The sequence below is a fragment of the Mahella australiensis 50-1 BON genome (assembly GCF_000213255.1).
GTDB lineage: Bacteria > Bacillota > Clostridia > Mahellales > Mahellaceae > Mahella > Mahella australiensis.
In genome coordinates this window covers 2,035,612-2,059,696 of record NC_015520.1, presented here as the reverse complement: position 1 = coordinate 2,059,696, position 24,085 = coordinate 2,035,612, and the positions used below count along the sequence as shown (strand labels likewise).

At 44.5% G+C, this 24,085-nt stretch carries 22 protein-coding genes and 1 riboswitch; of the genes, 20 read left to right on the top strand and 2 right to left on the bottom strand.

All coding sequences use genetic code 11. From position 1 onward, the window contains the following. The first annotated feature begins 2 nt into the window (after positions 1 to 2). The 15 genes from MAHAU_RS09645 (at position 3) to MAHAU_RS09575 (ending at position 16,961) form a co-directional block, all read left to right on the top strand. Positions 3 to 728 carry a metal ABC transporter ATP-binding protein gene (locus MAHAU_RS09645; RefSeq protein WP_013781541.1) on the top strand — a complete coding sequence of 242 codons (726 nt, stop codon included), beginning with the start codon at positions 3 to 5 and terminating at the stop codon, positions 726 to 728. 3 nt (positions 729 to 731) lie between these two features. Then, positions 732 to 1,526 (top strand): metal ABC transporter permease, encoded by a 795-nt coding sequence (locus tag MAHAU_RS09640; RefSeq protein WP_013781540.1) that lies wholly within the window; start codon positions 732 to 734, stop codon positions 1,524 to 1,526. Positions 1,527 to 1,656: 130 nt separating this feature from the next. Next, on the top strand, positions 1,657 to 3,501 hold the full coding sequence (asnB, locus tag MAHAU_RS09635; RefSeq protein ID WP_013781539.1) for an asparagine synthase (glutamine-hydrolyzing): 1,845 nt from the start codon (positions 1,657 to 1,659) through the stop codon (positions 3,499 to 3,501). Between the two features lie 109 nt (positions 3,502 to 3,610). Continuing rightward, positions 3,611 to 4,441 (top strand): alpha/beta hydrolase, encoded by an 831-nt coding sequence (locus MAHAU_RS09630; protein WP_013781538.1) that lies wholly within the window; start codon positions 3,611 to 3,613, stop codon positions 4,439 to 4,441. A gap of 119 nt (positions 4,442 to 4,560) precedes the next feature. Then, positions 4,561 to 4,737: a 30S ribosomal protein S21 gene (rpsU, locus tag MAHAU_RS09625; protein ID WP_013781537.1), complete on the top strand. Its 177-nt coding sequence runs from the start codon at positions 4,561 to 4,563 to the stop codon at positions 4,735 to 4,737. 18 nt (positions 4,738 to 4,755) lie between these two features. Further along, positions 4,756 to 5,199 carry a GatB/YqeY domain-containing protein gene (locus tag MAHAU_RS09620; protein WP_013781536.1) on the top strand — a complete coding sequence of 148 codons (444 nt, stop codon included), beginning with the start codon at positions 4,756 to 4,758 and terminating at the stop codon, positions 5,197 to 5,199. A gap of 73 nt (positions 5,200 to 5,272) precedes the next feature. Then, positions 5,273 to 6,604 carry a tRNA (N6-isopentenyl adenosine(37)-C2)-methylthiotransferase MiaB gene (gene miaB, locus MAHAU_RS09615; RefSeq protein ID WP_013781535.1) on the top strand — a complete coding sequence of 444 codons (1,332 nt, stop codon included), beginning with the start codon at positions 5,273 to 5,275 and terminating at the stop codon, positions 6,602 to 6,604. 15 nt (positions 6,605 to 6,619) lie between these two features. Further along, a complete protein-coding gene (mutS, locus tag MAHAU_RS09610; protein WP_013781534.1) occupies positions 6,620 to 9,268 on the top strand; it encodes a DNA mismatch repair protein MutS in 2,649 nt (882 codons plus the stop codon). 11 nt (positions 9,269 to 9,279) lie between these two features. Next, entirely contained in the window at positions 9,280 to 11,019 is a 1,740-nt protein-coding gene (gene mutL / locus MAHAU_RS09605; RefSeq protein ID WP_013781533.1) for a DNA mismatch repair endonuclease MutL, read from the top strand. Continuing rightward, entirely contained in the window at positions 11,019 to 11,945 is a 927-nt protein-coding gene (gene miaA / locus MAHAU_RS09600; protein ID WP_013781532.1) for a tRNA (adenosine(37)-N6)-dimethylallyltransferase MiaA, read from the top strand. The genes mutL and miaA overlap by 1 nt, the downstream gene beginning before the upstream one ends. A 188-nt stretch (positions 11,946 to 12,133) precedes the next feature. Then, the gene (locus MAHAU_RS09595; protein WP_013781531.1) at positions 12,134 to 12,865 is read left to right on the top strand and encodes a DUF6385 domain-containing protein; all 732 of its coding nucleotides are present in this window, start codon (positions 12,134 to 12,136) and stop codon (positions 12,863 to 12,865) included. A gap of 99 nt (positions 12,866 to 12,964) precedes the next feature. Continuing rightward, positions 12,965 to 14,767 carry a glycosyltransferase family 2 protein gene (locus MAHAU_RS09590; RefSeq protein ID WP_013781530.1) on the top strand — a complete coding sequence of 601 codons (1,803 nt, stop codon included), beginning with the start codon at positions 12,965 to 12,967 and terminating at the stop codon, positions 14,765 to 14,767. 11 nt (positions 14,768 to 14,778) lie between these two features. Continuing rightward, a complete protein-coding gene (locus tag MAHAU_RS15095) occupies positions 14,779 to 15,642 on the top strand; it encodes a DNRLRE domain-containing protein (RefSeq protein WP_013781529.1) in 864 nt (287 codons plus the stop codon). Between the two features lie 48 nt (positions 15,643 to 15,690). Continuing rightward, complete coding sequence (locus tag MAHAU_RS09580; protein WP_013781528.1) at positions 15,691 to 16,704, top strand: glycosyltransferase; 1,014 nt, start codon at positions 15,691 to 15,693, stop codon at positions 16,702 to 16,704. 5 nt (positions 16,705 to 16,709) lie between these two features. Then, positions 16,710 to 16,961, top strand: a complete 252-nt coding sequence (locus tag MAHAU_RS09575; RefSeq protein WP_013781527.1) for a putative Se/S carrier protein — start codon at positions 16,710 to 16,712, stop codon at positions 16,959 to 16,961. On the opposite strand, the gene MAHAU_RS09570 is transcribed toward MAHAU_RS09575, so the two are convergent. Next, complete coding sequence (locus tag MAHAU_RS09570) at positions 16,953 to 18,245, bottom strand: hypothetical protein (protein ID WP_013781526.1); 1,293 nt, start codon at positions 18,243 to 18,245, stop codon at positions 16,953 to 16,955. The genes MAHAU_RS09575 and MAHAU_RS09570 overlap by 9 nt on opposite strands. Positions 18,246 to 18,404: 159 nt before the next feature. Here MAHAU_RS09570 and MAHAU_RS09565 point away from each other — a divergent pair, with 159 nt between their 5' ends. After that, positions 18,405 to 19,052 carry a hypothetical protein gene (locus MAHAU_RS09565; protein ID WP_013781525.1) on the top strand — a complete coding sequence of 216 codons (648 nt, stop codon included), beginning with the start codon at positions 18,405 to 18,407 and terminating at the stop codon, positions 19,050 to 19,052. Positions 19,053 to 19,098: 46 nt separating this feature from the next. Here MAHAU_RS09565 and MAHAU_RS09560 read toward each other — a convergent pair whose 3' ends face one another. Beyond that, entirely contained in the window at positions 19,099 to 19,812 is a 714-nt protein-coding gene (locus MAHAU_RS09560; protein ID WP_049783358.1) for a CAP domain-containing protein, read from the bottom strand. Positions 19,813 to 19,839: 27 nt separating this feature from the next. Next, positions 19,840 to 19,975, bottom strand: a riboswitch (cyclic di-AMP (ydaO/yuaA leader). Positions 19,976 to 20,173: 198 nt separating this feature from the next. On the opposite strand from MAHAU_RS09560, the gene MAHAU_RS09555 reads away from it, so the two are divergent. The 4 genes from MAHAU_RS09555 to MAHAU_RS09540 all read left to right on the top strand — a co-directional run bounded on the left by MAHAU_RS09555 (position 20,174) and on the right by MAHAU_RS09540 (position 24,030). Next, positions 20,174 to 21,169, top strand: coding sequence for a glycosyltransferase family 4 protein (locus tag MAHAU_RS09555; protein WP_013781523.1), 996 nt, complete (start codon positions 20,174 to 20,176; stop codon positions 21,167 to 21,169). 87 nt (positions 21,170 to 21,256) lie between these two features. Continuing rightward, positions 21,257 to 21,898, top strand: a complete 642-nt coding sequence (nth, locus tag MAHAU_RS09550; RefSeq protein ID WP_013781522.1) for an endonuclease III — start codon at positions 21,257 to 21,259, stop codon at positions 21,896 to 21,898. Then, positions 21,899 to 23,449, top strand: a complete 1,551-nt coding sequence (locus tag MAHAU_RS09545) for a sensor domain-containing diguanylate cyclase (RefSeq protein WP_013781521.1) — start codon at positions 21,899 to 21,901, stop codon at positions 23,447 to 23,449. A 200-nt stretch (positions 23,450 to 23,649) separates the two neighbouring features. Continuing rightward, positions 23,650 to 24,030 (top strand): phage holin family protein, encoded by a 381-nt coding sequence (locus tag MAHAU_RS09540; protein WP_245543910.1) that lies wholly within the window; start codon positions 23,650 to 23,652, stop codon positions 24,028 to 24,030. Positions 24,031 to 24,085: the final 55 nt, after the last annotated feature.

Genomic DNA, 24,085 nt, shown 5'->3' with positions numbered 1-24,085 from the left:
ATATGAGCAGCGCAATTGAAATTAGTAATGTAACATTTGCCTATGAAGATAAAACTGTATTGGAGAATATCTCACTGACGATAGAACAAGGGGAATTCAGCGCCATAATAGGCCCGAATGGTTCCGGCAAAAGCACATTGATCAATATAATGGTAGGCCTTTTAACGCCAAATAGTGGTAGTGTGCGGATAGCAGGGCATAACATAGGCTATCTCCCACAACGTTCCTTCGCGTTTAATCAGGCATTTCCAGCTGATGTCAAAGAAGTGGTGTCCATGGGCTTATACACGAAGGTAGGCTTGTTCCGCCGCTTGAAAAAATCAGATTGGGGAAAAGTGTATGACACATTGGGGTTGGTGGATATGCTGGATTATAAAGACAAGCTAATAGGGCACTTGTCGGGTGGACAGCAGCAGCGCGTGTTCATCGCGAGAGCATTGGTTTCCGATCCGCAGATACTTTTTTTGGATGAGCCTACTGTAGGTGTAGATGCTAAATCCCAGCAAGCCTTGTTTGATCTTTTGGAGAAACTTAATAAAGAACGAGGTATAACCATAGTTATGGTAACTCACGATGTATGGGTCATCACAGATAAGGTGAATCGCGTTATATGCATGGGCAATGGTCATATATACCCAAACTGCTCTTTGGATAACATGGATGCCCATATGTTGAGCGAACTCTATGGATACCCTATAAAGCTTGAATCCCATGTGCATAGGAGTTAAAAAATGGAGATATTTACATATGATTTTATGATAATGGCATTTACAGCCGGTACTATTATTGCTATTATATGTCCGTTGGTTGGCAATTTCCTTGTATTAAGGAGATTGTCTCAGATAGGCGATACTTTGTCTCACCTAGCATTGGCTGGAGTAGCGGGCAGCGCGCTGATAGGTATAAACCCGACCATAGGCACCGTAGTTTTCGTTCTCGCCTCATCCCTGGGCATAGAACGTCTACGTAGGGCATATGCGCGCTATTCTGAGATATCCATAGCGGCTGCCACCTTCGGAGGCATGGCATTGGCCGCCATATTATTCAGTCTTTCCAAAGGCAGTAGCATGAATATAATGGGATTTCTTTTCGGTAGCCTTGTATCTGTAACACGAAACGATATAATCACGATATCGGTACTTGGGTTTATGATAGTTGCTGTTGTATACCTACTTTTTAAAGAGCTCCTCTTTATAACGTTCGATGAGGATGCAGCCGCTATATCAGGCATACCTGTAAATGCAATAAATGCACTGTTCACGGCTATGATAGCTGTAACAATAGCTTTATCCATGCGTGTTGTAGGAGCTTTGCTGGTGTCCGCACTTATGGTAATACCTGCGGCCACTGCATTACGCATAGCTAAAAGTTTTAAACAGACTATCGCATATTCTATAATATTCTCATTTTCATCGGTATTCTCAGGAATATTTTTGTCCTATTATTTAGACTTATCACCCGGCGGCACTATAATAGCTATTTCGCTTATAATCATGCTTGCCGTCAACATTATAAAAAGGCGTTAACCGTTCTGTCATAATCGGCATATATTATAAACGTAATAGCTTTACTGCTGTTATTTTATAAGGCAACGGCGCCTGGATAAAGATATCCGGACGTCGTTGCCTTAATTGATTTACATGGGGGAATTTATATATGTGTGGAATAGTCGGTTGGATAGATTGGGAGGCAAATCTGGTACATCAAAAACGCATTATAGCTGATATGACTGCCGTGCTGACACATAGGGGGCCAGATAATGAAGGTATGTGGTTATCGCCACATGCCGCTTTCGGGCATCGCCGCCTTATAGTAGTCGACCCTGAGGGCGGCGGTCAGCCCATGATACGCAGGATTGACGGCAGTGAATACGTCATAGTATACAATGGCGAACTGTATAATACCCAGGATGTGAGGCACGAACTGAAATATCTAGGTTATTCGTTCCAGTCGCGTTCGGATACAGAGGTACTTCTTATGTCCTATATAGCATGGGGCCCGGACTGCCTGCGGCATTTAAATGGCATATTTGCCTTTGCCATATGGGACGATGGTAAGCAAAGCCTTTTTATGGCCAGGGATAGATTGGGAGTCAAACCGTTGTTTTATGCCCAATTGAAGCATGGCCTTATATTCGGCTCCGAGACAAAGGCCATATTGGCTCATCCGGCCATAAAGCCCGAAGTGGATGCGCAGGGCCTGGCCGAAGTATTGGCCATAGGGCCGGCCCGCACGCCCGGACATGGCGTATTCCGTGGCATAAAGGAACTGCGACCGGGATATTATATGACTTACAATCACGATGGCATGAAAATATGCCAGTATTGGGCGCTTGACAGCCATGCCCATAACGACGACTTGGATACCACTGCCGATACTGTACGCTGGTTGCTCAAGGATACGGTGGAACGGCAATTGGTATCCGATGTGCCTGTATGTACGTTGCTGTCGGGCGGCTTAGACTCAAGCGCCCTGACTGCTTTTGCAGCAGCCGCTTTTAAGCAGAACGGCCTCGATTCGATCGATACTTATTCTGTAGATTATGTTAATAATGACCGTTATTTTAAGCGCAGTGCCTTTCAGCCAAATTCCGATTCGGACTGGGTGCCGATTATATCGGCTTTTTTAGGTACGCGCCATCATAATATATTCATAGATACGCCGGAACTAGCGGAAGCATTGACAGTTGCCGTACATGCCCGAGATATACCCGGTATGGTCGACGTGGATTCGTCCTTATATTTATTTTGCCGTGAGATAAAAAAGGGCGCTACGGTGGCCTTATCCGGAGAATGTGCAGATGAGGTATTCGGCGGATACCCGTGGTTTTATAGGGAAGACGCGTTGAATGCCGACACGTTTCCATGGTCCGTAAAGGTTAAAGAGCGCTGCTCGGTATTTTCACCCGATGTGCTTAAGCTCATACAGTCGGAGAAATATATAGAGTATCGGTATCGAGAAGCCTTGGGAGAGGTGCCGCGCTTGGACAGCGATGATGCCCAAGAATCGCGTATGAGGGAGATGTTTTATCTTAATCTTACGCGCTGGATGCCGGTCTTATTGGACCGCAAGGACCGTATGAGCATGGCTAGCGGCCTGGAGGTGCGCGTGCCTTTCTGTGATCATCGCATCGTCGAATATGTATGGAATATTCCCTGGGACATGAAATACTATGACCAAAGGGAAAAGGGCATACTGCGCTATGCGTTGACAGGCATACTGCCCGAAGATATATTATGGCGCAAGAAGAGCCCTTATCCTAAAACCCAAAATCCATCCTATCTGAATACAATACGGCGATGGCTGTCGGATATACTGGACGACCATTCGTCGCCCATCTTGCCGCTTATAGACGTCAAAATGGTACGGAGCATATTGGAGTCGGACATGGATACTTTTGATTTGCCGTGGTTTGGGCAGCTTATGACCGGACCGCAGCTTTTGGCCTATCTGATTCAGATAAACATATGGTTGACGGATTATCATGTAAGCATATTGTAACAAAGAACCGGCCGCTCGACTGTACGGTATAGCGAGGCGCGAATTTGCCAATTTGCGCCTCGCATAGTATAATATACAATATAAATTGAAACAAGAGGGGTATCATAGCATGATAAATGAAACTATAGATATATGGAAGCCGTATAAATATGCTGGTGAGGGACCGGACGATTTTCGTCCTACTATGACTACATATGTACTGGCGGGACAGCGTAAGCGAGGGGCCGTGCTGATATGTCCTGGTGGCGGTTATGCCTTTACATCGGACAGAGAGGCCGAACCAATAGCTTTGCAATTCAATGCTGCCGGCTTCCACGCATTTGTCTTGTATTACAGCGTTGCTCCGAGAAGGCATCCTCAACCGCTGCTGGACCTGTCGCGTGCCATGTGCATCATAAGAGATAACGCACAAGAATGGAATATAGAGGCCGACGAAATCGCTGTTTGTGGTTTTTCCGCCGGGGGTCATTTGGTTGCCAGTCTGGGAGTACATTGGGCTGAACCGTATTTGAGCGATGTGGATGGCATAAAAGAGGGTATGAACAGGCCAGATGCGTTGATACTGGGTTATCCGGTTATAACGTCCGGACAATTCGCGCACAGAGGTTCTATAGAAAATCTTATTGGCAGTGATGCCGATAAAAGTTTGCTTGATGAAATGTCCTTAGAGTTGCAAGTAAATGACAAAACACCGCCTGCGTTTATATGGCATACTTATGCAGATGATGCTGTGCCTGTAGAAAACAGTATGTTATTTGCGCAAGCCATGCGTAAGCATAATATACCATTTGAACTTCATATCTTTCCCGATGGTCCTCATGGATTATCCTTGGCGACTGAAGAGACCGCTGCCGAGAATATGGGTGTGTATCCGCATGTCGCTATATGGATGAAACTGTGCAAGGAATGGTTGGCCGAAATCTTTGAGAATAAAACATGAATCAACTCTTTAATAACTTTTTCTGCCATATATTTTTTCTGCTGTTGACAGCGTATGGCTACGGATAGTATAATAGATAACGTAAACACAGAGTTGCAAAAGCGGAGGGAGGGAAACGAATGGCCTCAGAAATAGTGGTAGGCGAAAATGAAAGCTTGGACAGCGCATTAAGGCGTTTTAAGAAAGAATGTGCCAAGGCCGGTGTACTGTCGGAGATAAGGAAAAGAGAACATTATGATAAGCCGAGCGTAAAGAGAAAGAAGAAATCCGAAGCGGCTAGAAAGAGGAAATATTAATGGAAGGGGATATGTGAGATGTCCCTTAAAGAACAGTTGCTTAAAGATATGCAATCTGCTATGAAAAGCAGGGATAACCTCCGCAAGACCACCATAAGCATGGCTAGAGCGGCCATATTACAGGTAGAAAAAGATAAGCAGATTCAATTGGATGATGATGGCGTAATAGATGTCTTGGCAAAAGAAATAAAATCCAGAAAGGATGCTATACCTGAATTCGAGCGGGGTAACCGACCGGATCTGGTACAAAAGCTGGAGGCTGAAATAGCCATCTTAAATGAATATATGCCTAAGCAACTTTCATCTGAAGAGATAAGCCGTTTGATCGATGACGCTATAGCAGAGGTAAACGCTCAGAGCGTCAAGGATATCGGTGCCGTAATGAAGGTATTGATGCCGCGTATCAGAGGACGGGCCGATGGGGCGATCGTAAATCAAATGGTTAAAGCTAGATTACAATAAAAGGGGACCTGTTTACAGGTCTCTTTTTATATAGATAGATGTGTTTTATTCTAATTGTAATGAGGGATGATTATTGGATAACAAGAAATTTACTATAGTCACATATGGTTGTCAAATGAACGAACATGATTCGGAGAAAATGGCCGGTATTCTCAGCGATATGGGCTACGAATGGACAGAGGATAAAGCAGGGGCCGATATAATACTGTTCAATACCTGCTGTGTAAGGGAACATGCAGAGCAGAGGGTATACGGCAATATAGGCATGCTCAAGCCTCTTAAACAGGTCAATCCCGATCTTATAATAGGTGTGTGCGGCTGTATGATGCAGCAGGAAGGAATGGCGCAAAAGCTGGCTCAGACATTTCCTTTTGTCGATATAATATTCGGCACACACAATCTGAATGAACTGCCCAAGCTGATAGATGAGGCTAAAGCCTCGAGATTTACCGTCGTGGATATACACGAGCAAGATCATGAATTCGATGAGTCTATGCCTATAAGGCGTGCTAGCAAAGTATCGGCTTGGGTAACAGTGATGTACGGATGCAATAATTTCTGTACCTATTGTATAGTGCCGTACGTACGCGGCCGTGAGCACAGCCGCCGGCCGGATGATATCGTAAACGAAGTAAAAGAGCTGGCCGATCAGGGCTATAAAGAGATAACGTTGCTGGGGCAGAATGTCAACTCCTATGGCAAAGATTCGGATGAGAAAGTGGAGTTCGCCGATTTGCTTAGGATGCTCGATGATATAGAAGGTGTAGAGCGTATAAGATTTACGACTTCTCATCCAAAAGACCTTTCGGATAACCTTATTTATGCCATGCGGGACTGCAAAAAAGTATGCCATCAACTGCATCTACCGGTGCAGTCGGGCAGCACTCGGATATTAAGGCGCATGAATCGCCATTATACAAAAGAAGGCTATTTGGAATTGGTGGAGAAGATAAAGGCCAATATACCGGATATAGCGCTCTCTACGGATATAATAGTAGGCTTTCCCGGGGAAACCGATGAGGATTTCGAGGATACGCTGGATGTGGTACGTCGGGCGCAATATGATTTGGCCTATACGTTTATATATTCAAAGCGTAGCGGCACGCCTGCGGCAAAACTGGAAGACCCAACGCCGAGGGAGATTAAGCAGCAGCGCCTGCAGCGCCTTATAGATCTGCAAACCGCTATTACGCGCGAGAAAAATCAACGATTAAACGGTGCGGTGGTGGAGGTATTGGTCGAAGGACCTAGTAGAAACGGTAAGGGCCAGATGATGGGCAGGACTACCGGCAATAAAGTGGTTAATTTCGAAGGAAATGCATCGTTGATCGGCAAGTTGGTCGATGTGCTCATAACAGAACCGTCTACGTGGTTTTTGAATGGCCGATTGATGAATGTCAAATAAAGGGGATGATGCTTGATGGCCTCGCTTACGCCTATGATGCAGCAATATCTACAGCTAAAGGAACGCTATAAGGATTGTCTGTTGTTTTTCCGCTTGGGGGACTTCTATGAGATGTTTTTCGACGACGCTGTGTTGGCTTCTAAAGAGCTAGAGCTGACGCTTACCGGCCGTGATTGCGGCATGGAGGAGAGGGCGCCCATGTGCGGCGTGCCGTATCATGCTGTCGATACCTATATAGCACGCCTGGTGGAGAAAGGTTATAAAGTCGCCATATGTGAACAGATGGAGGACCCAGCGCTAGCCAAAGGGTTGGTGGAGCGCGATGTCATACGCATAATCACGCCGGGCACCATAACAGATGGTTCTATGCTCGATGAAAAGGAGAACAACTATCTCTTGTGCGCTCATGTCAATGGCGATAACTGCGGCATAGCCTTTGTGGATATATCTACCGGTCGGTGCAGCATCACGCAGTTGCAGACGGCTGGCCTGGCTGATGAATTGGCGCGTATACAACCTGCCGAGATGATGGCCAATGAGCCTTTCTTTGATCAGGCCGGTATGCTCAAGACCGTTCAACAGCGCCTAGATATAAAGCCGGGACATTGCAGCGTTGAATTTGACGATGTCGATAAGGCCTATGCCATGCTGGAGGCCAATATGAGCGCCGACGTTTTGGATTACGTATCCAAAGAGGAAATGCCGCAGGCGGTATGCGCCCTGGCATCGCTCATATCATATCTTATAGAAACACAAAAGACCGCTCTTGCCAATATAGGCGGGATAGAGGTTTACCATATTCAGCAATATATGATACTCGATGCGGCTACCCGCCGCAACCTCGAATTATGCGAGACTATGCGCAGCGGCAGCCACAAGGGTACACTTATGTGGGTGTTGGATCATACGTCTACGGCTATGGGTGGGCGTATGCTCAAGTCTTGGATAGAGCAGCCCCTTTTGAACATAAATGCATTGAATGAACGGCAGGAGGCCGTAGAGGCCATGGCAAATCAGCCATTGTGGAAGGATGATATAAAAGAGGCATTATCCGGCATATACGATATAGAGCGATTGATGAGCAAAGCGGTATATGGCAATATAAATGCCCGCGACCTTATAGCGCTCAAACAGTCTCTTGGCAGATTGCCGCGTTTGAATGAGCTTGCGCTACAAGGCAAGGCGGCGCGGTTGAAAACATTGGGGCAGCGCATAGATGTTATGGATGACATCTATACCCTTATAGATAAAGCTATAGCCGATGATCCGCCTTTATCTGTAAAAGATGGAAATATAATAAAAGATGGGTATGACCAGTCGGTCGATGAATTGCGCGATATATCGCATAATGGCCGTCAATGGATAAGTCGTCTGGAACAGCAGGAACGCGACAGGACCGGCATAAAGTCGCTTAAAGTCGGCTACAACAAGGTATTTGGTTATTATATAGAAGTAACTAAATCGTATTACGATATGGTACCGGCCGATTATATACGCAAGCAAACGCTGGCCAATGCCGAGCGCTATATCACGCCGGAATTGAAGGAGATGGAGAATAAGATACTCAGCGCATCAGAACGATTGGTGGCCTTAGAGTATCAGATATTCGCCGATATACGCGATACGGTGGTGGGGCATATAAAGCGCGTTCAGCAGACCGCATCTGCAATAGCCGAGCTGGACTGCCTGTGTTCGCTGGCCGATGCTGCCATTGAAAATCATTATGTGCGGCCGGTGTTAAATGAAGGGCAGCGTATAGTGATACAAAATGGCAGACATCCCGTGGTGGAGAAAGTGTTGCCGCCTCATACATTTGTACCCAACGATACGCTGCTCGATAATGGCGAGGATATGGTATGTATAATTACCGGTCCCAATATGGCAGGCAAAAGCACATATATGCGACAGGTAGCGTTGATAGTGCTTATGGCTCAGATAGGCAGCTTTGTGCCGGCTGATATGGCCGAAATAGGTATAGTCGATCGCATATTCACGCGGGTGGGGGCGTCGGATGACCTGTCCACCGGCCAAAGCACATTTATGGTGGAGATGACCGAAGTAGCCCATATACTCCATAATGCCACCGCAAAAAGCCTACTCATATTGGATGAGATAGGCCGTGGAACTAGCACGTTCGACGGCTTAAGTATAGCATGGGCCGTTATAGAATATGTGGCCGACCCTGGGCGCTTAGGCGCTAAGACCCTCTTTGCTACTCATTATCATGAGCTTACCGAGCTTGAAGGCAGATTGACGGGCGTTAAGAATTATTATATATCCGTGAGAGAACATGGTGATGATGTCATCTTCCTAAGGAAGATAATGCGTGGGGGCAGCGGCAGGAGCTTTGGTATACAAGTCGCCAGGCTGGCCGGTTTGCCTCAGGATGTCATAGACCGTGCCAGAGAGATACTGGATATATTGAATGCCTCCGATATAAATAAAAAATCAATAAGCGGTAATATACTGGGCGTTAAAGATAGACCCAAGCTTAAGTTGAAGCAACAAATGGATATATTCTCTTATAAAATAGACGGTATAATGGCGTATATAAAAGGATTAGACGTAAACTCGATGACGCCTATAGAGGCTTTGAATGTTCTGCACGATATACAGAGCCAGGTGTTGGATATATATGATAAAAAGGCGGGTGAGGCGCTATAGCATATATTCACGTGCTGGATCAAGATACGCGTTCCAAAATAGCTGCAGGCGAGGTAGTGGAACGCCCTGCTTCGGTGGTAAAAGAATTGGTGGAAAATTCTATAGATGCCGCTGCCACAGCCATTACCGTAGAGATAGAAAATGGGGGCATGACTCTTATACGCGTTACCGATAACGGAGAAGGTATGGAGCGGGAGGACGCTGTTTTGGCTTTTGAACGCCATGCTACCAGCAAGATAGCTCGAGCCGACGACCTTGAGGCTATATTTACGCTTGGATTTCGGGGAGAGGCGCTGGCCAGCATAGCGGCTGTGTCTAAGGTCAGAATGGAAACGGTAAGGCAGGGCTCCAGCGAAGGGACATTTGTGGAGATCGAGGGCGGGAAGCTCATATCTCAAGGAGTAATAGGCAGGCCGGGAGGTACGTCCGTGACGGTATCTGATTTGTTCTACAATACTCCTGCGCGGCTTAAATATGTAAAAAGTCCTAAGACCGAAGCGTCGCGCATAAAGGATATCATTGACAGATTTGTACTAGGATACCCACATTTATCATTCAGATATTTGAGTGTCGGCAAGCAGGTGCTGTATTCGCCGGGTACCGGCCATCTCGATGAGGCCATAGCAGCCGTATATGGTCATGAAACAGCTAAAAAGATGATATCTGTGCAATACGAATGGGAAGGTATAGAGATAAACGGTTATATAGGCTCTCCCGATACGGCCCGAGCCAACCGAGCATTTCAAACGTTTTTTGTAAACGGTCGGTATATACGTTCGCCGCTTCTGTCCAGAGCATTGGAAGAGGCCTTCAGCACGCTAATAATGGTCAACCGTTTTCCTATGTGTGTCATCAATATAACGCTGGATCCGCATGATGTGGATGTAAACGTACACCCTGCCAAGACCGAGGTGCGTTTTACGGATGATAGGCGGGTAGCTGCGGTTTTTTTCCATGCCATAAAGCGGGCACTGAGTGGCGACGGTATGTCGAGTGAACAGGATCAGGATAATGGTATTATTGAACCTGTGCGAGAAGATGGACAACAAGCCCAGACTGAGAGAAACCTTGATCGACAGCCTGTACTGCCATGGGTAGACAACGGGCGTTCCTATCATCAACAGAATTTTGCATCCATAGATAAAGTTAACGATGACAGAGGAGCTTATGAGGCGCCCTCTATGCGCGTGATAGGCGTGCTGTTTTCCACATATTTGTTAATAGAAAAAACCGACCAACTTTATATTATAGATCAGCATGCGGCTCATGAACGCATATTATACGAGCAATATATGAGTATGCTGCAAAAACAGCATTTAGAGCTCCAATATCTGGTCTCACCGTTGGTGCTGGACATTACGCCTCAAGAGCGACAGCTCTTGGAGGATAATATGGAGCTATTGCGCTCGATGGGTTTTGAAATAGAGGAATTCGATTCCGATACCTATGTATTGAGAGCGGTGCCGGTGTTATTCGGCCGGCCCAGGGCCGAAGGCCTATTGAAGGATATAATAGATGGTATGAGATTATTTGATGCGCACAGCCCTTACGACTATCGCCGCGAAGAGGTTATGATGATGGCCTGTCGGAGTGCTGTTAAAGCGCATGACCATTTGGATCAATCCCAAATAATACGTCTTGCGGGCGAGATATTATCTGGCAACGTGCCGCCTACCTGCCCGCATGGGCGTCCCATAGTGCGCAGCATAAGCAAATATGAGTTGGAGAAAATGTTCAAGAGGGTTCAGTAATGCAAAAACCGTTGATAGTTATAGTGGGGCCTACCGCTGTGGGAAAGACCGACGTTGCCATAGAAGTCGCGCAAAGGATAAACGGTTCTATTATATCGGCCGACGCGACACAGGTATATAAATATATGGATATAGGTTCGGCTAAACCGACGCCGGAGGAGCGAAAGGGTATACCGCATTATATGATAGATGTGGTAACGCCCGACGAGGCTTTTAGCGTTGCACTATTCCAACGCATGGCCGAACAATGCATAGATGAAATAATAGCCCATGGACGCATGCCTATGCTGGTGGGGGGCACAGGATTGTATATAAATTCTATGGTATATAATCTGGATTTCAGCGAAGGTGCGCCTGATGCGGAATTGCGGGAAAATTTGCGGCATAAAGCTCGGGAATACGGGGCTGATGCCTTATACGACGAGTTGGCCAGTGTAGATCCCGATGCGGCAGCAAGAATAAGCCGCAATGATCTTAAGCGGATAATACGGGCGCTGGAGGTATACTATAAGACGGGACGGCCGATATCGTATTATCAGCAGCGTTCAAAAAGCGTGCCGCCGCGTTATAATGCTGTTATGATAGGCCTCACTATGGACCGCCAACGTCTTTACAACAGGATAGAGCAGCGCGTCGATGCCATGATGGCAAAAGGGCTGCTCGAAGAGGTAAAGTGGCTTAAAGCTAACGGCTATGCTGATAATCCGGTGGCTATGCAGGCAGTCGGCTATAAAGAGCTGTTGGCGTACTTGAAGGGATTATGCACATTGGATGAGGCGGTTATGTTGATAAAGCGCAATACGCGCAGGCTGGCCAAGCGCCAATGGACATGGTTTAACAGGGATAAAAACATACGTTGGTTTAATGTAGATGAGTTTGAATCAAAAGGCGAACTGGTGGAGCACATCTTAGAATATATCGTTTGAATATCGGTAAAATACCCTTCTTTTAACTATATCTCTGAGGCAGTGAAATTTTTTGCGTAAAGTATATCCCATTTTATATCCTTATGCATATATATATATTAGATATACTGCTGGATTGAGTAATACCCTCCCGTCCCTTTGACATGACAGCGGTATATCTAATTTATGATGATAGGTGATGAGAATATATGCCCAATAATCTTGTATTCAACAATGTGGCCAGCCAATTGCAGACCACTATTAACGGTGTGGATGGCGGCGGTATTGCCAGGCCTATATTAACCGCTACGGATGGGCGATTGGATCTGGGCTCTGTAACGGTGACTGCGGCAGCCTTCGATATACGTCCGCTGACAGATGCCGATGTGGTAACGGTAACCGCCATAGCCTTTGATATACGTCCACTGACAGACGCCGATGTAGTGACAGTAACGGCTACCGACCTTGATATACGTCCGTTAACAGATGCCGATGTGGTAACGGTAACCGCCATAGCCTTTGATATACGTCCACTGACAGACGCCGATGTAGTGACAGTGACGGCTACCGACTTCGATATACGTCCGTTGACAGCTGCCGCTGACAGCGTAGAGCTGGGAGCCAGGGCTTTTACCGAAACCAATACTGGTATAGATGGGGTGGTAGGTACTGGTACGGTGTTGCAGACAGACACCTCGCAGTATTCGCTGTATAGTTTTTATGTCAACAATACCGGTGAGGCTGCCATAACGGTTCAGTTGCAAATAAGCCCTACCGAGACAGACGCCTACTTTGTCGATGATGGCAGCGGTCCTGTAAGCGTAGAGGCCGGTCAAAAAGCGGTATTGGTGGCAAAGAATTTCCTGCGCTATACGAGGGTTTATTATGATAGTGGCACGGACACCGCTACGGCCGAATTTTATTTTAATGGCCAGGTTTAATCACTTAATAAAACAGTTTCCCATATAGTATAAAAAGAGGATAAATTGACTTTCAGGGGATAAAAGCTATCCCCTGAAGGATTTATTGGGGGTTTATTTATGTCAAAGCCATTAATAAGCCTTTGCATGATAGTAAAGGATGAGCAGGATAGCCTTGCCAGGTGCCTTACCAGTGTTAAAGGTATTGTCGATGAAATGATCGTAGTAGACACCGGTTCTTCGGACACCACCATAAATATAGCCAGGGACTTCGGATGTAAAGTATATCAGGTGCCTTGGAATAATGACTTCAGTCAAGCGAGAAATGTAGCTATGGATAAAGCTAATGGGGAATGGATATTGCTTATGGACGCTGACGAGGAGCTGGTCGAAGAGGATTGCCGAAAAGTAATCGGTCTGACGCATGAGGACGCCGAAGGTTATTTCTTTCAAGTTCTGAGTTATATAGGGGAGTACGCCGGTTCCGATGTGGTCAGCAACCTGAACCTGAAATTAGTGCGAAATTGCGAACAATACAGATTTATAGGTGCTATACACGAACAATTGGCCTCTGTGATCACGCGTGTTAATCCGGAGGCTAAGCTTAGAATATCCGATGTAAGGGTATACCATTACGGTTATTTGCGCTATAATGTGGAAAAGCAGCATAAAAGGCAGCGAAATATAGCCATATTGGAAGAACAGTTAGTACGTTATCCGGGTGAAGCGTTTATTATGTATAATCTTGGTAATGAATATTTTGCTTTAGGCAACTATGAGAAGGCCTTAAATTTATATAAGGAGGTTCTTAAAGATTTAAACCCTCATCTGGGCTATGCATCCAAGATATATATACAAGCGACATTGTGTCTCCAAAGGTTGGGTAGATATGGTGAAGCTTTGGAGATAATCCAAAAGGGGCTTAAAGATTTCCCGAAGCTTACAGATCTCGTATATATTAAGTCGGATATATATCATCAGTTAGGATTGTATTCCCAAGCTTTAAGGGGATTTAAACAGTGCGTTGACATGGGCGAGGCCCCACTGCTTTACGCATTTTTGCTCGGCGTCGGAGGATATCGATCCTATGCCGCTATGGGTGAAATATATGAGGAGCTTAAGGATTATGAGATGGCATATAAGCATTATCTTTACGCACTACAGCAAAAACCGGATTTTCTTGAGCCGATCTATAGAATAGGTCATATATTATTCTTGCTGCTGGAGCCTGAGCAGGCATTGAATAAATTAGAACAATATTTTGACAGTACGGCTAATTCGAAGTTGATTTTAGCAGATATACTGTTTTGCGAGCATCGATACGATATATCTATCGATTATATCGAAAAAGCTGCTCAAGATATAGAGCTTTCTCCTAAATTCCTTTATTTGAAAGCGCAGTGTCTCATGCATTTGGATAGGTTTGAAGAGGCCTATAGGTGCTTGATCGATATACCGTCCGATATACCGTATTATCCTGCGGCATTGAAGGATATAGTATGGTGTTTCTGGATGCAGCAGCAATGGGAGGATGCCGAAGTAGCCATATATTTTATGGAACAGCAATCGCTGCCCAGCCACATTATAGATGTGTATAAGGCGTTTTTTGCCATCTTAAAGCAGAGCGATGCGATACAGGCATTGTCCGGTGGCGACGAGTCATCTCGTGAATATGAAAAAATCATCTTTGAAATACTGGATAGGCTGCTGGGCTTTAAAAGATTTGAACTGTTTGAACGCGCCCTCAATTTGCTTAACCTTATAGACAGCGACGACGTGTTGATGCAACTCGGTAAGCTCTATTATAGGTACGGCTATAGCGTTCTGGCGAGAGAAGAGCTGTTGCGTTCCATAAAGGCTTTTGAGGTTTACGACGGCGAGAGCTTGGATATGCTTAAATCGTTGCTTGGACAAAAGGTTTAGGGTGTTGGGATATGCCGAGTATTATAATACAGTCTTCGTTAAAGGACGCCGGGCTGGAGACAGCTAGGCCGAATACAAATACAGGTTGGGATCAAGTTATATGGATGGGACTATATTATCCGCCGTCGCGTTATCGTCTTTTGATCCAGTTTGATCTATCCGCATTGCCGGCTGATACGTGGATAACAGCGGCCGTGATGCGACTCTATGTGGCTGAGGTCACTAGAATGGATGTAAAAGGCATATTCACGCCTTATAGGGTTACCGCGTTATGGAATGAGATGACTGTAACCTGGAATAATCAGCCGTCATTTGATCCTACCGTATATGGTAGCCAGTCTATCGTGCTTGGCCCGGGCTGGTACGAATGGGATGTGACGGCGCTGGTAAGAGGTTGGTATATGGGCTTATATCCCAACTACGGTTTGTTGCTCAAAAGCGACGAGTCGACACAGTTTGAAACCAAGCGGGTATATAGCAAAGAGGCTACAGATGACCCGATGCTGCGCCCTATACTGGAGGTCAGCTATCAATCCGTTATTTCTGTAAATCTGGCTCAGCGTGCTTTTACCAATGTATATTTATCGACAGATAGCGGCGATGAATGGCGATATTCGGAGGCCTTTGACGTATCGCAGCAGAGCATTGTCACGGTTTTTATAAAAAATGACGGTGCTAACGATGCCATGGTTAAGCTACAGATAAGCCCCGACGACAGCTCATATATAGATGACAGCGATGAGGATGTCTTAGCGCCGGGCATGATGAAAGCCATGGTGCCTGCACGTTTTGGGCGATATCTTCGCGTCGCATATCGGTCGGTAAATATAGCCGAATCCACATCGTTGCATATATGCTATCAGGCTCAACTATAGAGCCTGTATGCCATCCCTCCTTTTACATATACGATTAGGAGGGGAAATATGCATACAATTATATATCCGCCTACTATAGATTATTACTGGCTCTACCAACGGCCGCAGCAGTTATTAAAATATTTATGCCGAACTGGTGAATATAGGGTGATTTTTTATAATGCCCCAGTTTGTATACCTCAGCATGAACCCATACAGGAAGTGGAGCCCAATTTCTATGTATGTACCAAAAAGGTGAGTATAAATATAGGCAAACTGGAAGAACGACCAATATTATGGATAACTTATCCGCCAAATATAAAATATATAGACAAATTGCGCGAGCGATTGGTGGTATTTGACGCTATAGATGATGCCAGCGAGGATTTTGCAGGATGGGCCCATGGTATACCGGAGTTGGTGCGGCGTGCTGATGTGATATTTGCGACGTCTAAAAAACTATGTGATGAATATAAGACACGCCATCCGCACGTTTATCTATGCCCAAACGGGGCCGATTATGATCATTTTGCATCAAATGGTAAAAACCCTAGGCCTGGTGATATGCCCAATGGAGAAAGACCTGTGATAGGGTACAGCGGTGCCATTGCTTCCTGGCTGGACTGGCAGCTTATAAAATCCGTGGCCGATAGATGCAAACAATGGGATTTTGTCTTTATAGGCCCTTTGTATTTTAATTTTTCCGATGTGGCGCACGGTAGCAATATATATTACCTTGGGAGAAAGGCGTATGAAGAGTTGCCATGCTATATAAACTGCTTTGACGTGTGCGTGATACCGTTTCGCAAGAGCGGCATGACCGATGCGGTAAATCCGGTTAAATTATATGAGTATTTAAGCGCCGGCAAGCCTGTGGTGAGTACCGATATATATGAATTGGAGGATATACCTTTTGTGTCGGTTTCCAAAAATACAGACGAATTTGTTAAAAATATAACTTATTGGATTGAAAGCAATGATGAGGAGCATGTAAAGCAACGGAGGGAATTCGCAAGGGCTAATTCATGGGCCGAAAGGGCAAAAAGGGTATCGGATGTTTTAGACGGTATGATTCGGAGGTGAACTTTATGATGGACCGCGTGGTGGTCGTGCGTTCAAGGCAACAGGCTTTTGCCCTGGAAAACTATCTTTTTTCCAGGGGTATAAAAGCAGCCATTGCTTCTACGCCGGTAGGTTTGGGTAAAGGTTGCAGTTTATCTTTATGGTTTTACGCCAAGGACACCTCTCTTGTAGCATCGGCTATAAAGGCATTGGGCATAGAGATAATAGGTATTTACCAAAAAGACAACTTAAATCGCTGGTTTAAGGTATCATATTGATAACCATTTTCTCAATAGAGCTATTACTCCTTTCTTATGCAAAGTTTTGGCCTTTATGTCGTTATTAAGCTGTTCCAGCGGTTCTATGGCATCGAGAATTTGCTGATATTGCCGGTCTGCGTTTACCAATAATTGAAGCAGATCGGCTTGTCGCGTTTTTATTTCGTTTACTTGTGCCGATATCCTTTCCATGACCATATCTATGACTGTGGTGTCATCCAAAGCGCTTGCTCGTATCTGTTTATCCTCCGATAGATATTCATGCGTTTGCTGATACGATATGGGCGGGACGGAGTTTATTGTGCCGTTCATATATCCGTAAACAAGGTTCAAATACGGCAGATTTTTGTCTATATATGCAAAATATTCGATCTGAGTGTTTTCCGGTAAATGTACCGTATCGTTATACTGCCATGTGTTCCCGCTGTCGTCCGAGCAGGCGCTATATATATCCCCGCCGTTTAACCACGTAATCCATAGCTTTTGGTCAGCGTAGGATATAATGGGACGCATGGCATCGATGCCTTCAGGCGATATAACGCTTGATTTTTTTATAACCTTGTTTTTTTCTCTGTCTAAATCTATAGAACCATACTCTACGCATATATGGTTTTTATATACGTTATTCCATACAATATGCATCATATTGCCATGTATCAAAAAGGCAGGATAGCCCGGACTTTTGTCACCTGATGTGATGGCTTCGGGTGACGACCATATCCCGAATTCATTATCGAAACCCGCATGATATATAGCGTAGCTCTTTTGATCCTTATCCCGGTATATTATATGTATATTACCGTTGAGGTCAAAATCCACCTGAAACTGGCTCATAAGACGGCCGAGATTGATATGACCTATTTTAAGCGTCTTCCATTGACCATTATGCCAGAAGTAATGGTACAACGTCCAGTCGATGCTGTTGTATAGATTGCCCATGGCGAAAAATACATGTATGTCTTTGCCTAGGAGTTTTATCACTGGATACTTTATAGAATAACGCGAAGGCTCGTATTTTGTAAGCACTTGTTTATCCCACTGTTGCCCGGCGAAATGAAAGTACAATATTTCCCCCGACGACGATTGACATATAAGATGTATATGACCTTTAACATCTACATCAGCTGAAAATCCCGGCGGCACGTCTTGAATAATAGTCCCGGCTTGTGCCGATAATTGGCCATTATCCACAGACCGGTATTCCAAACGATTTTTATCGCTGTAGATATACCATAACCGGTCATCGGTTTTTATTAGGGCTTTGGTGACATTCTGTATCCCCATGCTGATTTCCTCCTCTCTTGCTTATGCGACGTGAATAAGTAATCACATAAGAATTATATGTGAATAAGCGAAGATTTAGGATAAATTTTGTAACACTTATATGCTTGGCGGAGTATATTAATCATAGAAAACATAATCCATAAAGGGAGGGTATAATACATGCCTGATAAAAACGATTTATTTACTATTATGCAGGAACCCTACGAGGGGCTTCCAACAGAATGCATAATAGCGGATAAAGTATATGATTCATGTTTCCAGAGGGAATGTGAGCCGGCTGTCAGTCTGGCGCTCCCAACCGGAGGTCCCTTCACCTATCTTTATACTCGATTTGAATCGGGTTTTATAGTAGATGGGACGCTCACCATAACCCCAATCACCGGCAGGCCTAACTTCGCAAGGGTACGCTTTGTATTCCGAGTACCGTTTACAGCGATATTGCGCGATGACTGCGCCTGCCCGGCGACTAATGTCGAGCTGAACGGATCGGTGGATTTCAGCAAGGATATTGCTATGTATATACCGACGTCATCTGATGAATTCAGCTTTGATATCGTTATAGAAACCCGTTCACAGATATTGAGGGCGGAGATGGTAAATGGCAGCCTGATATTGGCCATAGGTGTATTTGTGGTTGTCAAAGTGATAGGCAAGGTCCAATTGCTGATTGTAGCTAGGGGTTTTTGCCCGGCACCCAGAGAATGCGAGGAGATATCGCCGGATGATATCTGCGCCGATTTTATGACGCAGCCATTGCCGGATTTCTTCCCCCCGCAGTTTACCGGTGAACCGTACGAAGAGCCATAATGGAAGGTATCAAAGGCGGAAAGCACGCTTTCCGCCTTTGAGCCGATTATCTGCCTATAAACATTTCTACCACTATTTTACCGCCTTGATAGTCCACTATACCTACGCCTACATGCGTGAACGTGCCGTTTAGTATATTGGCTTTATGACCGTCCGAATTCATAAAAGCCAGGTGAGCCTTTAAAACACTGCTGTTTTTGGCTATATTCTCACCTGCTGTGCGGTAGGTTAAACCGAATTGTTTCATCATATCAAAGGGTGAGCCGTAAGTAGGCGATGTATGGGAGAAATAATTTTTATCCCTCATGTCCTGTGCTTTTAATCGCGCTACACTAGCCAACTCCGGGTCGATGGCCAAGGCTTTTAAACCGGATTTAACGCGTTCCTCGTTTATATATCCTACCATTTCGTTCTCTTCCGAGGTCAGCGCATAGTCTTCATCGGACGTCACCGGTGTGGACTCGGTATCACCAGCAGCAGGTGCGGCAGGCGTTGATGGCTTTGGAGCGCTCGATGTATTGGGGTACGATACAGTAAGCGGTTGTTGGGCAACAGGCTTTGTGCTCGACGAATCCGGTATTGCTGTATTGTATGTTTCATTGACGTTGCGTATGACGGCATATCGTACAGAAGCGATATTATCGGCGGTTGTTATATGATACCTTGACGGAGCACTGTATCGCACCGTGTAGGTCTGGGCTGCTTTAGACGCCGGCATAAAGGCGAATAAAGCCATGGCACCGGCTATGCCGGCGGACAACAATATGTTTTTTATAGATTTAATGAGAATCTCTCCTTTCTTCGCTTACGGGGTTAGCTGACGGGTTCGGGACAAAGGATTCCCTACCACATTAGTGGATTAGCCCCTGTATAAATTGGTTCCCCCGCTCCGCGCGTATGCGCGGATTAAGCGATTCGCAATAATTGCTTAATATTTTTAACATAATTGTAACAATTATTAAACGATACAGCAAATGTCTATTTGAGCCGCAACCGGGCATATTATATGTTATGGCTTAAATAGATTGAAATACAGTATGATATATTATGTTTTTAATCGTTTTAATCAATGGTGCATATGGATACCATAGTTCACCAGCATGGTGTATTAGGAGGCTAACATGAAAGTATTGTTTCAAATAAGGCCGGATTTCGAGAACAATGTCGCGGGCGATAGCATCCAATTGCTAAATACAAAAAAATGTTTGGAACAATTGGGAGTGGATGTAGATATAAACGTGGATACAAATGCTTATCTTGAAACATATGATGTAGTGCATATCTTCAACACAACCCGTATAGCCGAGACGTATAATTTTGTTTTAAACGCTCTACAACAGCATAAGTCTATAGCGTTGTCAACTATATATTGGGACATGAGCGAATACTATAATAATACCGGGTCGCCTAAAAGCAAGCTGGAGATATGGAACAGAGCTTACCCATTGCGAAAGTATGCCATGGATAAAGCTGATATTTTGTTGCCTAATTCGATGGCTGAAATGCAATTAATAAAGGAACAATATGGCGTTAATACGCCTTATGAGATAGTGCCGAATGGAGCCGATGCTGCTTTTGCCAAAGCGGACGCATCGGATTTTGTAAATGCCCATGCCGTATATAATTTTGTATTATGTGTTGGTCGCTTGTCGCCCCGCAAAAATCAATTGGCTCTTATAAAAGCGATGAGGGATATAGACATACCGCTGGTGCTCATAGGCTCAGTAAGCGATGGCGGCTACGCCCAGAAATGCCTTTCGGCCGGAAATAAAGTTTATTATATGCCATTTATGCCACAGCAGAAATTGGCTTCGGCATATGCCGCGGCTAAGGTGCATGCGCAGCCCAGCTTTTTTGAAACCCCAGGGTTGGCCAGCCTTGAAGCAGCTATGGCCGGATGCAATATAGTGATCACCGATCGCGGTGGCACCAACGAGTATTTCAACGATATGGCATGGTATTGTAATCCGAACGACATAAATAGTATAAAGGCAGCTTTGCTGGATGCACTAAGCACGCCTAAAAGCAACAGGCTTTCCGAGCATGTATTGTCGCATTTTACGTGGGATAAGGCCGCTCAAAAAACATTGGAGGCATATAATAAAATATTGAAATAAACGCTACCATTTTAATATATTTCTATGGTATAATGAAACTTAGATATATTGCTGCATTTTGCAACAGAAGGAAGTTGAGATTAAAGTTTGAAGACAAGAGATGATATAGAGCATATACTGGATATACTGGCTGACTGCTATCCTCAGGCAAAAACGGCTCTGGTATATTCCAATGCTTTTGAATTGCTGATCGCTACTATATTATCAGCGCAAAGTACCGATAAGCAGGTGAATAAAGTAACCGGCAAACTATTTGGGAAATATAAAACGCCGGAAGATTTTGCGGCATTGGAGCCTCAAACGCTGGAAGAGGAAATAAAGAGTTGCGGTCTTTATAGGACTAAAGCCCTAAACATCATAAATATGAGCAAGATATTAGTAGAAAGATATGGATCGCAGGTGCCGAGTGATCCGGATGAGTTGCAAAAGCTTCCCGGTGTGGGACGCAAAACGGCCAACGTAGTGGTGAGCAACGCGTTCGGCAGGCCTGCTATAGCAGTGGATACACATGTTTTTCGAGTAACACACAGATTAGGATTGGCAAAAAGCTCTACGCCTCTTGGTACGGAAAAAGAATTGATGGCATGTATACCCCGGGTATTGTGGTCGCAGGCACATCACTGGTTTATATATCATGGTAGAAATGTCTGCAGAGCTAGGCAGCCAAAATGCGATGAATGTAGGTTGAGGCAGTATTGTGATTTTTATAATAGCGAAGCGGGGTTATAGATGGATGAGCTTAGAGGATTAGAAAATAGGATTATACTAATAGAACTCTATATAATGGCCGTGGCCTTTATATATGCTTTTATTGCGTTGCGTGGCAACGTAAAATTTGACTATTATATGTGGGCCATATTGCTTGTATTGATATCAGCCTTACTGAAAAGCCGCATGAGCAGACATTTGACTACAGACAGCAAAGCGTTATTCTTAGGCATGCGCGTGATTGACGCGGCGTGTATAGCCGTTTTTATGCTCATCGAAGGTTATCAAACCCCGTTTGTCTTTTTCTATTCGATATTGATATTAGCCAGCGCTATGGCTATGGGCAGCCGAATAGGTTATGCGGTATTGAGCATAAGCATGGTATTTTACATAATGGTATTTTTATCCCACTATAGCGCTAAACCGGGTATGTTGATTCAATTAGTCACAGCTTTATTTTATATTTTGATGACGGCTTCTATAGCTATTTTCAGTTTAAGGATAGTAAGCAACTATGAAAATAAGCAACATGAATTAGAGCAGACGAACGATCAATTGCGCAAAACCATAGCCGAATTTTATATGTTACAGCAAGTGGATACCGCTATAAGCTCCATACTTGATACCGATCGCTTGCTCAATACGGTAAATGACGTCATATTAGGCGTTATAGGTCCTACTTATTCTTCTATACTGTTGTTCGATGAAGAAAAAAATTCATTATCGGTCAAAGCCAGTAACATGGAACCGGATAAAATAAAGGCTTTCCTTGAGAATGATAGTCATGTGCTTTGGCTTTGTCTGGAGGAGCAGGGTGCGATACTTAAAAATCACAAATTCAATCGAGACTTTACATTAAGTGATCCTAGCATAAACTCTTTTATATGTGTGCCATTGTCTATACGAGGCAAACGCTGCGGTATGATATTGGTGGAGCAAGAGCGCCTTGATGCCTTGACTGAGGATCAATTGAGACTGCTTAAGATAATTGCCGATAATTTAGGCATATCTTTGGAGAATTCCAGATTATATGAACGGATGCATAAAATGGCTATATTGGACGGCCTTACACAGGTGCATAACAGGATGTATTTTCAAGAAGCTTTTGAAGAAGAATTACACAAAGCTAAAGGCAAATACCCTTTAACCATAGCAATTGGCGATATAGACGATTTCAAGAAGATAAATGATATTTATGGCCATATAGCCGGTGACAAAGTATTAAAGGCCGTAACATCTATATTAAAAGACCATTTGAGGCAGGGCGATATAATAGCCAGGTATGGTGGGGAAGAGTTTGTTATTATACTGCCGGGTGTCGACATGAATCAGGCCTATAATATAGTGGAACGTTTGCGCAGACGCATAGAGATGCTTACGGTGTCTGAAGAGGGACATGATATCTCAGTTACTATAAGTTTCGGTATAGCTTCATACCCCGAATGCGGTTGGACTACGCGCGAGCTGTTGAGGCAAGCAGACAAGGCTCTATATCAGGCTAAAGAGCATGGTAAGAATCAGGTTTGTCTGGCTGTGGGAGATAAGGGTGAAAAAAGTATAAACCCCTCGTGAAAGGGGTTATATAAAAAGGAGGAAGATTAAGAAATATTGGTTTGTTGCTTTGGTATTGGCTGTGGTGTTCTTACAGTTATAAGTATAGCATACTTATATCGGCCATATGTTAAGTTAATGTAAATTCTATATTAACTTTTTGAAAAGTTTTTGAATAATAATTGCCAACGCGGATATTCTATATGCGGAGGTGATTTTTGTTGGCTGACGAAATGAACGATAATTCCGAACAACCTAAAGATGAAGGTATCAATTGGTGGGGCTTGATAGTAAGGTTTGTGGTAGCGACGGTGGTATTGATGATTACATCTTGGTTGGTGCCCGGTTTCAAAAATATGGGAGTAGGCACCTCTTTGATAGCCGCTATCGTTATAGCCATCATGGATTTTTTGATTGAGAAGATATTCAAGCTCGATGCCTCACCTTTTGGAAGAGGGATAATAGGGTTTATAATAGCGACAGCTATTATATATCTTACACAATTTTTGGTACCGGGTATGAGCATAACATTGTTTGCTGCCATCATAGCAGCTTTGATAATAGGTTTAATGGACCTTATACTTCCATCACGCATAATGTGAACAATTGATATATCAAAAAAGCGCCTTCGGGCGCTTTTTTGATATAAGTGCATAA